The organism is Amycolatopsis kentuckyensis (genome assembly GCF_002155975.1).
Classification (GTDB): domain Bacteria; phylum Actinomycetota; class Actinomycetes; order Mycobacteriales; family Pseudonocardiaceae; genus Amycolatopsis; species Amycolatopsis kentuckyensis.
Genome location: NZ_MUMI01000330.1, coordinates 1 through 13,416, shown reverse-complemented (window position 1 = coordinate 13,416; position 13,416 = coordinate 1). Strand labels below are relative to the sequence as shown.

Here is a 13,416-nt window from a genome sequence, read left to right as displayed (position 1 = left end):
CCGGGACGCTTCGGGGGCGGAGATCATGGGCCCACCCTGACCCGGCCCTGGCGGTTCCGGCACGCTTTCTTGCGGTTCCGGCAAGATGGCGGGGTGAGCGACGACTTCGAGGACGTCCTGCACGCCGTGGGTCCCCGGCTGCGGGCGCTGCGCCGGCACCGCGGGATGACCCTCGCCGACGTCGCGGCCGCCACCGGGGTTTCGGAGAGCACGCTGTCGCGGCTGGAAAGCGGGCAGCGGCGGGCCAGCCTGGAGCTTTTGCTGCCGTTGGCCCGCGCCTACGACGTCCCGCTCGACGACCTCGTCGGCGCGCCCCGCACCGGCGACCCCCGCATCCACCTGACCCCGGTCCACCGGCACGGCATGACGTTCGTGCCGCTGTCCCGGCGGCCCGGCGGCATGCAGGCCTACAAGATGATCATCCCGAGCGCGGACCGGCCGCCGGTCCCGGACCACCAGACCCACGAGGGGCACGAATGGCTTTACGTGCTCCACGGAAACCTGCGGCTGGTCCTCGGCGAGCACGACCTGGTCCTGCCCCCGGGCGAGGCGGCGGAGTTCGACACGACGGTCCCGCACTGGCTCGGCAGCGCCGACGGGAAGCCGGTCGAGCTGCTGATCCTGTTCGGCCGCCACGGGGAACGAGCCCACCTGCGCGCTCGCGCACGCTGACGAACCCCGCGGTTCCCGGGATTTCGTCCGGTTCGGGGCGGACGGGGAAATTGCCGGGAAAACAATGTCCGTTTGATCGCTTCCCCTTTTCGAAGATCACTCCAATGGGTGATGGGAGGCCTCGGGCGGCCGGTTAGATTTCCCCGTGGCGCCCGGACTTCCGGTGGCCGCTCGTCCAGGGGGAGGGTCTGCCGTGTCCGGTGGGGTCGTGCGCGCTCGAATAATGTCCGGTTGCCGGATTTCGACGGTTTTGCTCGCCATTGTCGCGCTGACCGGTGCGTCCATTTCGGCCGTGGCCGCGGCACCGGCGCCCGCCGTGGCCGCGCAGCCCGCCGCCGCGCCGAAACCGGCGGATTTCGGGCCGGACGCGGCGAAGTCCGCCGACGTCGCCGTCGACGGCCACGGTGACGCGCAGGGCTACCACGTCGAGGTGGGCCGTGAGGCCGCCGGGTTCGCGTGGCAGGAGGTCGCGCTGCTGCACCCCGCCGGGTTCGACGACGGTTCGTGGACCGGCTACCAGTGCGTCTCCGGCGACGGGAAGCACGCCGCGGTCGCGATCCTGCCCGCCTCGGCGGTGAACACCCAGGCCGCCCGCGACCACGGTGCGTTCGCCTACTCCGTCGACCTCGGCACGGGGGCCGTGCACGCGCTGGCCGGCGGCGTCGGCCTCAAGTACTACTCACCCGGCTGCGGCACCGGTGACACCGCGGTGTTCACCGTCGCGCTGGACGGGAAGACCCGGCTGCTCACCGCGAACCTGGCGACCGGCAAGATCGACGCGGACGTCACCACGCCGGGGCAGGTCACGTCCGCCGTCCCGGCCGCCGGCGGCGTGGTCGGAGTCGCCGGGAACCGGCTGGTTTCCGTGCCCGCCAAGGGAAACCCCGCCGTCGTGGCGACCTTGCCCGGCGACGTCTACGACGTGCGCCCGGCCGCCGACGGCGGTGTCAGCTTCCTGCACACCAAGCCGGGCACCCGCACCGCGACCGCCGCGCACGAGCACGCCGGCGCGGTCACCGCGCTCGGCTCCGGCGACCTGAGCCGGGTGCAGCTGTTCCAGGGCCGCGCCGGGCACGCCGTGCTGTCCGGAGCGACCCCGGCGGCGCCCGGCGCACTGGCCGCGGCGGGTGTCCGCAGCGTGGGCGACGGCGGCCTGGCCCACGGGGCCGAAGCGTCCTCTTTGGACGGCGACGCGCTGCTCGGCCCGGACGGCGACGGCCGCAAGGCGGCGCCCGCGCTGCTGGCCACGAAAACCGGCAAGGTGCTCGCCACCGCGGTCCCGGCCGCCACCAAGGCCGCCACCACCCAGGTGCCCACCTACTCCACCGCGCCCCAGCCCGCCCAGGCTCCGCACCAGAACCGGCTGAGCCCCCGCGGCGACGCGGCGGCGGCGACGGCGGCGGCGCCGAACACCACCCAGGCGCAGACGCCGAAGTGCGCGGTCCCGCCGCTCACCGCCAATCGCCAGGTGATGCAGCCGAACCCCGCGCAGGTCGACTGGGCCGTGCAGCTGGCCGAACAGGGCCTGCTCACGGGCAGCGCGTACACGCGCCCGGCCGGGTTCGCCAACCTGGGCCTGGTCGCCTACGCCCCGAACAGCGACTTCCCGCTGATCCCGCTGTCGCACCCGGCGGGTGGGTCGAATTCGGTGCCGCGGTCGATCTTCGAGGGCATCATGGCCCAGGAGTCGAACTGGTCGCAGGCGTCGTGGCACGCTCCGGCGGGCACCGCTGGCGACCCGCTGATCGCCAGCTACTACGGTGCGGGCGGCGACATCGTCTCGATCAACTACGCCGCTTCCGACTGCGGCTACGGGATCAGCCAGGTCACCGACGGCATGCACATCGGCGACAGCTCGCTGTCCGCGCACGGCCAGTGGAAGGTCGCGGTCGACTACCAGGAGAACATCGCGGCCGGCCTGCAGATCCTGGAGAGCACCTGGAACCAGCTCTACGCGGCCGGGATCACGGCGAACAACGCCGACCCGCGCTACCTGGAGAACTGGTACTTCGCGGCCTGGGCGTACAACTCGGGTATCCAGCCGAACGCGGCCAACGGCAACACCACCGGCTGCACCCCGGGCCCGTCCTGCACCGGCCCGCACGGCACCTGGGGACTGGGCTGGACCAACAACCCGGCCAACCTGGACTACCCGCCCAACCGCGACCCGTACCTGCAGGACACCTACGCCGACGCGGCGCACCCGGCGAGCTGGCCGTACCAGGAGCGCGTCCTCGGCTGGACCGCGAGCCCGCTGATCCGCTACAGCAACCCGGCCTACGCGAAGCCCACCTACAACGGCGGGCAGCACTGGGTGCAGCCGGCGCCCTACACGGCGATGTGCTCGTTGTCCGCCAACCAGTGCGACCCCAACAACACCAACACCTCCAACCCCGGCGCGAGCCACTGCATGCTGGACGACTTCCAGTGCTGGTGGCACAACCCGGTCACGTGGATCCCCAGCTGCAGCACGACGTGCGCGACGAGCCCGTACGCGGTGTCGGGCGGGTCCGAACCGGCGAACCCGTCACAGAACCCGCCGACGTGCAACCAGGACACGTCCAAGGTGCCGAGCGGCGCGATCATCGTCGACGACGAGCCGTCACGGTTCAACCTGCAGGGCTGCGGTGCCGCGAACTGGTCCAGCAACGGCACGTTCACCTACACCTACGGGACGAACTCCGCGGGTGACCCGATCGGCGCGATCGACACCCACCAGCTCGGCACCGGCCTCGGCGGCCGGGTCCTGTTCACCCACACCGAGGACGGCTCGAACCCGGCGCTGATCAACACCGGCGTGTGGACCCCGAACCTGCCCTCGCTGCAGTACTACAAGGTCAAGCTGCACCTGCCCGGCCTCGGCGCGCAGGCGACCAACGTCGTGTACAACATCAACCCGGGCGGCGGCGTCTCGCCGTGGAAGATCCGCGTCAACCAGGCGTGGAACTCCGAGCAGTGGGTCACCATCGGCACGTTCGCCATGCAGAACGGTGGCAACGTCACCCTCGACAACAACGGCAGTTCGGTCGACAACGGCGGCTTCGGCTACTCGGACTTCGACGTCGCGTTCGACGCGGTCGCGTTCGTCCCGCAGGGCGGGACGCCGGGCCAGCCGATCGGCGGCCCGCCGGGCATCCAGGACGCCCCGCGCGGCTCGAACCCGGCGTTCATCGCCTGCGGCTGCGCGAAGCGCACCGCGGGCGACCCGGTGGACACCTCGACCGGCTACTTCGGCGACAGCTTCACCGACCTGGCCACGCCCGGCCGCGGCATGGCGCTGAACTTCGCCCGCAGCTACGCCGAGGGCATCGCCGACCCCAACGGGCCCAACAAGGCACTGGCCGCGGACGGGCCGTTCGGCTGGGGCTGGACGTATTCCTACAACCTGACGGCGGCCACGGACGGCACGACCGGGAACGTGACCGTCAAGCAGGAAGACGGGTCCGCGGTCACCTTCGTGAACTCCGGCGGCACGTACGCTCCTGCCGCGCCGCGCTTCGCCGCCACCCTGGTGAAGACGGGCTCGACCTACGTCTACACCCGGCGCGGCGACCAGCTCTTCACGTTCGACGCCGCGACCGGGCACCTCACCGCGGAAGCGGACCTGGCCGGCAGCAAGGCGTCGCCGTCCTACCAGACGTCGCTGGCCTACGACGGTTCCGGCCACCTGGCCACGGTCACCGATCCGGCGGGCCGCAAGTACACGCTCACCTGGACCGGCAACCACATCACCGGCCTCGCCGACACCGCCGGCCGCCAGGTGAGCTACGGCTACGACGGCACCGGCAACCTGACCGACGTCTACGGCGTCGGCACGACCCGCACACCGGTGCTCAAGGACGACGACCACGCGAAGTACACCTACGACGGCAACCACCTGATGACGTCGATGCGGACGCCGGCCAACTTCGCCGGCCCGGCGTCGGCGGTGACCTCGATGGTCTACGACAGCGCCGAACGCGTGCACACCCAGACCGACGCGAACGGGCACACCACGACGTTCACCTACGGCCCGGACGGCGGCCTGGCCGCGGGCCAGGCCCTCACCACCGACCCGGCCGGGCACAAGAAGCTGGACACCTACCAGAACGGCCTGCTGGTCTCGGAGACCAAGGGCTACGGCACGCCCGACGCGGGCACGACGTCCTACACCTACGACCCGGTCACCCTGGGGGTCAGCACCCAGACCGACCCCGACGGCGGTGCGGAGACGTTCACCTACGACGACCGGGGCCGCAAGACGTCCGAGTCGAACGCCCTCGGCTTCACCACCAACTGGGTCTACGACGACGCCGGCAACCTGCTGGAGACCATCGACGCCAACGGGGTCGCCACCGTCGACCAGTACGACCAGGCCGGGCACATCCCGGCCGGCGCGGCCGGCGTGCTCGACCTGACCTCGACCTCGGTCACCCGGGCGAACAACGTCGTCGAGTCGATCACGGGCAACTTCGGGCCCGCCCCCGTCCGCACCGCGAACTTCTACTACGACGACGCCGCGCACCCGGCGGACCAGACCCGCGCCGTCGACCCGGACGGCAAGACCACCACGACCGCGTTCGACGCCTTCGGCGACAAGGTCTCGGTGACGAACCCGGCCGGGGACAAGACGCAGTCCGGCTACGACACCGGCACCGGCCGGCTCACGTCCACAGTGGACGGCAACGGCACCGCGGCCGGCGTCGGCCCCGGCTGCACCCCGCCCGCCAAGGGCTGCACCACCTACCACCAGGACGCCCACGGCAACGTCACCGCCACCACCGACGCGCTCGGCCACACCGCTTCGGCGACCTACGACGCCGACGGCAACAAGACCTCGACCACCGACGCCAACCACCGGACCACGATCACCACGATCGATCCCGCCGGGCAGCGGGTGAAGGTCACCCAGCCGGACAACACCACCCAGATCACCGACTACAACCCCGACGGCACCATCGCCGACACCGTCGACGGCCTGAACGCGAAGACCACCTACGGCTACGACGGCCAAGGTCGCGAGAACTCCCGCACCGACCCGGACAACCGCACCACCGCTTCGCACCTGGACCCGGCCGGGCGGGTGCTGACCAGCACCGACGCGCAGGGGCGCGTCACGACGATCGGCTACGACCCGGCCGGGCAGACGAAGTCGGTCAAGTACTCCGACGGCGTGACACCCGGCGTCACCTACGGCTACGACCCGGACGGGCACCGGGTGTCGATGACCGACGGCACCGGCACGTCGAGCTGGACGTACAACACCTTCGGCGAGGTCACCCTCCAGACGCAAGGCTCCGGTGCCGCGGTCGGCTACGGCTACGACGACGACGGCAACCAGACGTCGATCACCTACCCGGGCCACCCCACCGCGGTCGTCCGCACCTTCGACGACGCCGGGCGGCTCAAGACCGTCACCGACTGGAACGGCAACAAGACCACCTTCGGCTACGACAACGACAGCGCGGTCAAGACGACCACGTACCCGAACGGCACCACGGTCACCGACGGCGTCGACGACACCGGCCGGCTGACCTCGACCACGGCCGTCACCGGCACCACGACGGTGCTGTCGGCGACCTACGGCCGCGATCCCGCCGGGCAGCTGTCCACCCGGACGGTCGGGCAGGCGGCGCAGACCTTCGGGTACAACCCCAAGGAGCAACTGGCCTCGGACGGTTCGGCCACCTACACGACCGACGCCGCGGACAACCCGACGACCGTCGGCGCCACCACGCAGGCGTTCGACGCGGCCGGGCAGCTGTGCTGGTCGCTGGCCGGGACCACGGCGAACCCCACCTGCGCCACGACGCCCGCCGGCGCCACCGCGGTGACCCACGACGGCGTCGGCAACCGGAAGACGGCGGGCTCGGCGACCTACGCCTACGACCAGGCGTCCCGGCTGACCGCGTTCACCGGGCCGGCCACCTCGGCGACCTACCGCTACGACGGCAACGGCCTGCGGACGTCGAAGACGGCAGGCGGCGTGACCACGGCGTTCGTCTGGGACAACGGCGGCACGCCGAACATCCTGAGCGACGGGACCACCAGCTACGTCTACGGGCCGGGGCGGCTGCCGATCGAACAGATCGGGGCGACGGCGAGCTCCTGGTTCGTCCACGACCAGATCGGCTCGACGCTGGCGCTGCTCGACGGCACCGGGGCCGTCGCCGGGCGCTACACGTACACGCCGTACGGCGTCGCCACCGCGTCCGGCACCGCCGCCACGCCGCTGCGGTACGCGGGTCAGTACACCGACGCCGAGTCCGGGCTGGTCTACCTGCGCGCCCGCTACTACGACCCCGCGACGGCGCTGTTCCTCAGCGTCGACCCGCTGCTCGACACGACCCGCACGCCGTACTCGTACGCCGGCGGCAACCCGCTGCTGTACGCCGACCGCACCGGCCTCAGCTTCTGGGACAGCCTCGGCTGGGGCCTCGCGATCGGCGGCGCGATCATCGGCGGCGTCGGCTGCGCGATCCTGGAGCCGTGCGGCGCGATCGTCGCGGCGGGCGTCGGGGTCGCGGAGATCGGCGGCGCGGCTGTCGTCGGCCTCGGCGCCGCGGCCGGCGCGGGAGCGGCCGTCCTCATGGGCGGCACGATGTACGCTGCGGTCGGCGGCAGCTCCGGCATGGACGACTCGGTCCTGCGCAACTGGGACCCGGGCGACAACTACGACGACGACGGCAACCAGACGACCAAGAGCCGGGACACGCAGCAGAAGCAAGCCGACGCCGCGTGGAGCCGGATCCAGCGCCAGGTGCGGCAGCTCACCGGCAAGGAGCTCACCAACGCGGACCGGGAAGCCTGGCACCGCAACATCGGCGAGCTGCACGGCGGGTACCAGGCCATCCTGCGAGAGGGACTTCGCATGTTCGGATGTGGTGGATGACCTCGACGGCGGAAGCGGTCAAGGCGCTGCAGGGGCTGCGCCTGACCGAAGTCAGGCGCGTCGCGAACATCGCGATCGTCGTCCTGCGGCCGGACCGCGGAACCGGCTGGACGATCCACGCGCAGTGCCCGTTCCGCGTGCTGCACGGTGACGTGATCCTGCTCGGCTCCCGCGACCTGGACTGGTCCCGGGACCGGGGCACCGATCGCGACGAGGCCTACGAGAACGGCACCACGAAGTACGATGCGCAGGCGGAGTTCCTGACGGCCCAGTTCGCGGGCGGCGACTTCCGGGTGACCGCCACCGGGTTCGGCCCGGGCGGCCTGCTCGTCGTCGAGGCGGCCGACGACGGGGACCCGATCCGGCTGGAGGTCTTCCCGGACTGCTCGGGCCCGTGGATCGAAAGCTGGCGGATGTTCGCTCTCGAGGAGGGCTCCGAGCACTTCGTCTACCCGGAAGCCGCCGGGCGGGACTGAGGGCGGACGAGGCCGGGGAGGCGGGCGACGAGCCAGACCAGGCCGAGCACGGCGAAGACCGCGGCCACCCGGAAGCCCAGGGTGATCACGCCGACCGGCCAGCCGGTGAACACGTACCGCCGGGTCCAGTGCGTCGTCTTCGTGATGTCCAGGCCCGGGATCGCGTTCGCGAAGCCCCGGAGCTGGTCGCCGACGCCCGTCGCGAGCGGCGCGCCGGGCGGCAGCGGCGGGACGGCCGCGGCCCATCCGGTCCGAACCGACAGCAGCACCGTCGACGCGGTCAGGACCAGCGCGAGGTGCGTCCACAGCAGCACCCCCACCACGGCGAGCGCGGCCCACCAGGCCGAGTTGTGCCGCACGAACGCCGCGGCGATCACCGCCAGCCCGAAGAAACTGCACAGGAGCAGCAGCACCACCAGGGGCAGCCACTGCAGCGACGGCGTCACCCAGCCCAGCGGGACGCGCACCCGGGCGACGTCCACCGACTTCGGCACGTGGTCGCGGAGCCACCGGGCGAGCGGGGCCTCCGGCGGCCAGAGGAACAGCACGCCGGCGTAGGCCGGCAGGGTGAGCAGCAGTGTCCACAGCGCGGCGGAACCCGTGAGATCCGCTTCGTCGCCGAAGTCGTCACCCGGCAGCTTGCTCTCCCGGTTGCGCACCCACCAGTAGGCGGAGGCCAGCAGCCGGGCCGTCGGCAGCAGCAGGACCACTTTCAGGGCGACCACGATCGAACCCGCCGCCGTGCCGGACAGCTCGTGCGGCTCGGGCCAGGCGAACGTGTCCTCGATCTCCAGGAACGGGATCGCGTCGAGCGTGTGCCAGACGAAGTACCGCTCGCTCGCCCACAGGCCCGGGACGCTGCCGGGCTGTCCGGTGAGCACGCCGTGCCGCCACAGGACGGTGACGACGCCCGCCGTCGCCTCGACCGTGAGCAGGGGTGCGAGCACCGAGGCGAGCAGGCCGACGCCGTACGCGCGGGCGGCGGCCTGCTTGACGTTCCCGAACGCCCACAGGACCGCGCCCAGGCTGGCGAGCGACAGCAGCGCACCGGGCAGCACGCCGAGGATCGCCGTCGCCCAGTGCGGGCTCGTGACGGTGAACATCTGCAGGACGCGGACGAGGCCGGTGACCGGGACCGCGACCAGGGCCGACACGGCCACCAGCGCGGGCAGCACATCGGTGTGGCGCTCGCCGACGGAGGTGAGCTGGTGCCAGGACCGCGCGAACACCGCGGCGATCCACCGCATCGACCTGGCCATCGTCGCCTCCGGGCGGACCGTACGTCGCGCGCGGACGTGCCACCAGCCCCTGAACGAGCTACCCCCGGGCGGGTGATCTGCGATGATCTGCCGGTCGGACACCCGGCCCCGCGGAGGACCTCGATGACCGCACCCGCTCGTGACGCGCTGCTCGCCGTCGCCGCCCTGCTGGCGCCGGACGCCCCGCAGGTGGCCGCGCTCGCCGCGGCCGCCCACGACGATCAGGAAGCGTTCCTGCGGGAGCACGCCGAGCGGCTCGACGAGCGCGGGATCGACGAACCCTTCGAGCTGCTGCCGTGGATCGCGCTGGTGGACGCTCTCGCCGACCAGGGCCTCCTCGCCGAGGTCGACTGGAAGGAAGCGCCCGGCGAGATCACCGGCCGGCTGAACGGGCTGCGGTCCGCGCCACCGGCCGCCGGCCTCTGGACGTCGCTGGCCGGGAGCGAGCTGCCGACCCACGAGTTCCTGGAGGAGGCCGGAAACCGGCTGCACGCCACCGGAACCGCCCTCGCCGTCCTCGACATCGAGTCCGACTGCTACCCGCTCGTGCTCCTGCCCGCCGCCCGCGGGGACGACCTCGTCACCTTCGCCGCCGCGGCCGGGTTCACCGCCGAGGTCCTGTACAACGCGGCCGGAACACCGGAAAGTGACGTGCCATGACCGGAGAAGAGATCGTGCTCGGCCCGCTGCCCAAAGGCATCACCCCGGCGGGGGAAGGGATGCGGAAGAAGGTGTGGAACGTCCTCGGCCACACCTACGCCATGAAGGCCGCCAGTGCGTCCAGCTTCGCCTTCGAAACCCTCGACCCGCCCGGGACCGGCGTGCCGCCGCACGTGCACCCCACCCAGGACGAGCACATCTACGTCCTGGACGGCGTCTTCACCCTCTACCTCGACGGCGAATGGACGACCGCCGGCCCCGGGGACACCGTGCGGATGCCGAAAGGTCTCCCGCACGCCTACTACAACCGCGGCGACACCCTCACCCGCGCGCTGTTCTGGGTGAGCCCGGCCGGGCGGCTCGCGCAGCTGTTCGACCGGCTGCACGAGCTGGACGACCCGGCCGAGGTGGTCCGGCTGTCGGCCCTGCACGACGTCGAATTCCTGCCGCCCGGTTCGGTCGAAGGCGCCTGACCTCAGCGGCAGAAGGCCGTGTCCACTGCGGACACCACCGCCTGCGCCGCCCGGTCGGCGTCGCCGAACGTCCCCGGCAGGGCCGTCACCGCCAAGCCGACCGCACGGCCGTCGTCCGTCGCTCCGCCGCGGGTTTCGTAGCCGTGGATGTCGCCGCCGTGGCCCCAGTACCGGCCGCCGCAGCTGAGGGGGACGCTGAACACGCCCAAGCCGTAACGCCAGCCCGGCAGCAGGGGCGCGTCGACCGTCTTGCGCATCTCCGCCAGCTGCGGTGCCGGCAGCAGCCGGCCGTCCAGCAGCGCCCGGGAGAACCGGGCGAGGTCACCCGGGGTGGAGATCAGCTGGCCGGCCGCCCAGCCCCACGACGGATCCAGCTCGGTCACGTCGACCACGTCGTCACCCGAGCGCGCGTACCCCTGCGGGTGCGGGCCCCGGATGGTCTCGTCGCCGACCTGCGGCCAGTACGTGTTGCGCAGGCCCGCTTTCCGGATCACGCGCGCGGTGATCTGCTCCGCCACCGGGCGCCCGGTCACCCGCTCGATCAGCAGGCCCGCCAGCACGTAGTTCGTGTTGCTGTACTCCCACTTCGTGCCGGGCGCGAACTTCGCCGGGTGGGCCAGCGCGACGGCGAGCAGCTCGTGCGGCTCGAAGTACCGGTGCCGCAGCTTCGCGATGTCCTCCAGCCCGAGGTACTCCGTGTAGTTCGGGAGTCCGCTGGTGTGCTGCAGCAGCTGCCGGACGGTGATCGCGGACCCGCCGGGCACCAGGCCGGGCAGGTACCGCTCGATCGGCGCGTCCAGTGCCACCTTCCCCTCGGCCACCAGCTGCAGGACGACGACCGCGGTGAACGTCTTCGTGTTGCTGCCCGCCCGCACCCGCCCGTCGACCGGCACGGGCACGCGGCTGCCGAGCCGCGCCGACCCCGCGACCAGCGACTCCGTGCGGCCGCCGCGGCTCACCGAGGCCAGCGCGGCCGGGAACTGGCCGACCAGCGCGTCGAGCTCCTCCTGGAGGGCGGCGTTCCGCGGCGGCCCGGCCTCGGCCGCCGTGGCCGTCCCGCCCAGCAACCCCGCCACGGTCAAGATCGCCACAAGCTTGCGCATGTTCCCTGCTCCTTCCACCGGAATCGGACATCGCCCACGATGCCGCGCCCCGACGTGAAGATCAGCAGTGCAGACCACCGAACCCCAGGTAGCGCCAGCGCTACCCCGCAACTCGCGTGATCAAGCCCCGAACTCGCGTGACTGAACCCGGAACTCGCGTGATTGAAGCCGGAACTCGCGTGATTGAAGGCGGAACTCACGTGATTCGAGCCGGAACTCGCGAGATCCGGGTCTGATCACGCGAGATCCGGGTCTGATCACGTGGGTTGCGGGTTGGGTTAGGGGTTGCGGAGGATGGGGAGGGCTGAGGTCAGGGCTCCTGTGGCCACGCCTGTGGCGACTCCGGACCAGGCCAGGGGGCCGAGGGGGGTGCAGCCGAAGAACTGGCTCACCCCCGGTGTCTGCACGATCGCCGCCAGTGCGAGGGCCGAGCCGACCGCCGTCCCCACCACCAGGGGGCTGCTGCGGCGGCCGCGCAGGGTCTGGGCCAGCTGGGTGCCGACCAGGCCGCACAGGGCCATCGTGCTCGTGCGGCGCACCGTTCCCGGGGTGAACCGGCCGATCAGCCACGCCGTCGTCGCGCCGACGCCCGTGGTCACGCCCCGGCTGGTGATCGCGCGGTTCAGGCCGTCGCCGAGGCCGCCCGGAGCACTGTCGTCGTCCGGGCGGGTGACCGCCACCGCCATCGCCGGGAACAGGTCCGTCAGCAGGTTGACCAGCAGCAGCTGGCGGGTGCCCAACGGCGAGTCGCCCGAGAGCAGCGTGCCCAGCACCGAAAAGCCGATCTCGCCCGCGTTGCCGCCGACCAGGATCACCACGGCGTCCGACACGCTGCGCCACAGCGCGCGGCCCTCCGCCACCGCCTCCAGCAGCACGGTCAGGTCCTCGTCGGTCAGCGCGACGTCGGCCGCGGTCCGGGCGGCGGTCGACGCCTTGGCCCGCACGCCGACACCCACGTCCGCGGCGCGGATGGCCGCCGCGTCGTTCGCGCCGTCGCCGACCATCGCCGTCACCCGGCCCGCCTCGCGCAACGCCTCCACGACCTGCAGCTTCTGCTCCGGCGCGACGCGGGCGATCACCCCGGCGCCGGAGAGCAGCCGGGCCCGGCCCGCCCGGTCGAGCGCGGCCAGCTCGTCCCCGGTGACGACCGGGGCGTCGGACGGCCAGCCGAGCGACGTCGCGATGGCCCGCGCGGTGTTCGGGTGGTCGCCGGTGAGCATCACCGGGGACACGCCGGCCTCGCGCAGTCCGGCGATCAGCGGCCCGGCCGTCGGCCGCAGCGTGTCGGCCAGCCCGAGGAAGCCGAGGAACTCCAGGTCCGCCAGCACTTCTCCGGCTTCGCCGTCGAGCGACGGCGGCGCCTTCCGGGACGCCACCGCCAGCACCCGCAACCCCTGGTCCGCCAACGCTTCCGCGGCCCGGGCCAGCTCCTCCGCGCCGGCGCAGGCGGGCAGGACGACCTCCGGGGCGCCCTTGACGACCAGGGTCACCTCGCCGTCCCCGTCGCGGCCGATGGTCGCCGAGTAGCCGCGGTTCGCCTCGAACGGCTGCCCGGCGAGCTCGGTCCAGCCCTCGTCCGGGCCGGCGGCGTCGAGCACGGCGTGGTCGGTGGCGTGGGCCCGCACGTGGGGGTCGTCGAGCGTGCCCGGACACGCCCGCGCGGCCGCCCGCAGCACGGTGTCCCCGGGGCCCGGCTCGCGCGCCTCGCCGCCGGGCCCGGTCGTCGTCACCACGCGCAGCTTGTTCTCGGTCAGCGTGCCGGTCTTGTCGAAGCACACGACGTCCAGGCGCCCCAACGCTTCCAGCGCCCGTGGGGCGCGGACGAGGATGCCTCGCGCGGACAGCCGCCGGGCCGCCGCCCGCTGCGCCACGGTCGCCACGAGCGGCAGTCCTTCGGGCACC

8 protein-coding genes are annotated in these 13,416 nt (G+C 72.6%); 5 read left to right on the top strand and 3 right to left on the bottom strand.

The features are described 5' to 3' along the window. Positions 1-93 precede the first annotated feature (93 nt). The 3 genes from CCN39_RS29685 to CCN39_RS29675 all read left to right on the top strand — a co-directional run bounded on the left by CCN39_RS29685 (position 94) and on the right by CCN39_RS29675 (position 8,019). Positions 94-672: a helix-turn-helix domain-containing protein gene (locus tag CCN39_RS29685; RefSeq protein WP_086847531.1), complete on the top strand. Its 579-nt coding sequence runs from the start codon at positions 94-96 to the stop codon at positions 670-672. Positions 673-922: 250 nt separating this feature from the next. Continuing rightward, the gene (locus tag CCN39_RS29680; protein ID WP_244211056.1) at positions 923-7,543 is read left to right on the top strand and encodes an RHS repeat-associated core domain-containing protein; all 6,621 of its coding nucleotides are present in this window, start codon (positions 923-925) and stop codon (positions 7,541-7,543) included. Continuing rightward, the gene (locus tag CCN39_RS29675) at positions 7,540-8,019 is read left to right on the top strand and encodes a hypothetical protein (protein ID WP_086847528.1); all 480 of its coding nucleotides are present in this window, start codon (positions 7,540-7,542) and stop codon (positions 8,017-8,019) included. The genes CCN39_RS29680 and CCN39_RS29675 overlap by 4 nt, the downstream gene beginning before the upstream one ends. Here CCN39_RS29675 and CCN39_RS29670 read toward each other — a convergent pair. Continuing rightward, positions 7,992-9,278: a hypothetical protein gene (locus CCN39_RS29670; RefSeq protein ID WP_143264200.1), complete on the bottom strand. Its 1,287-nt coding sequence runs from the start codon at positions 9,276-9,278 to the stop codon at positions 7,992-7,994. The genes CCN39_RS29675 and CCN39_RS29670 overlap by 28 nt on opposite strands. Before the next feature lie 123 nt (positions 9,279-9,401). Between CCN39_RS29670 and CCN39_RS29665 the strand changes: the two genes are divergently transcribed. Together CCN39_RS29665 and CCN39_RS29660 are read left to right on the top strand one after the other, a co-directional pair. Then, a complete protein-coding gene (locus CCN39_RS29665; RefSeq protein ID WP_086847524.1) occupies positions 9,402-9,938 on the top strand; it encodes a DUF6630 family protein in 537 nt (178 codons plus the stop codon). Beyond that, complete coding sequence (locus tag CCN39_RS29660) at positions 9,935-10,411, top strand: cupin domain-containing protein (RefSeq protein WP_086847522.1); 477 nt, start codon at positions 9,935-9,937, stop codon at positions 10,409-10,411. The genes CCN39_RS29665 and CCN39_RS29660 overlap by 4 nt, the downstream gene beginning before the upstream one ends. A gap of 2 nt (positions 10,412-10,413) precedes the next feature. On the opposite strand, the gene CCN39_RS29655 is transcribed toward CCN39_RS29660, so the two are convergent. Together CCN39_RS29655 and CCN39_RS29650 are read right to left on the bottom strand one after the other, a co-directional pair. Then, positions 10,414-11,514: a serine hydrolase domain-containing protein gene (locus CCN39_RS29655; protein ID WP_086847520.1), complete on the bottom strand. Its 1,101-nt coding sequence runs from the start codon at positions 11,512-11,514 to the stop codon at positions 10,414-10,416. Between the two features lie 278 nt (positions 11,515-11,792). After that, the coding region (locus tag CCN39_RS29650; RefSeq protein WP_143264199.1) for a cation-translocating P-type ATPase at positions 11,793-13,416 on the bottom strand (1,624 nt) is incomplete at its 5' end.

Excerpts from the sequence above, each read along its gene's own strand:
- CCN39_RS29675 (WP_086847528.1), top strand. The coding sequence starts at position 7,540 with ATGACCTCGACGGCGGAAGCGGTCAAGGCGCTGCAGGGGCTGCGCCTG.
- CCN39_RS29670 (WP_143264200.1), bottom strand. The coding sequence starts at position 9,278 with ATGGCCAGGTCGATGCGGTGGATCGCCGCGGTGTTCGCGCGGTCCTGG.
- CCN39_RS29665 (WP_086847524.1), top strand. The coding sequence starts at position 9,402 with ATGACCGCACCCGCTCGTGACGCGCTGCTCGCCGTCGCCGCCCTGCTG.
- CCN39_RS29660 (WP_086847522.1), top strand. The coding sequence starts at position 9,935 with ATGACCGGAGAAGAGATCGTGCTCGGCCCGCTGCCCAAAGGCATCACC.
- CCN39_RS29655 (WP_086847520.1), bottom strand. The coding sequence starts at position 11,514 with ATGCGCAAGCTTGTGGCGATCTTGACCGTGGCGGGGTTGCTGGGCGGG.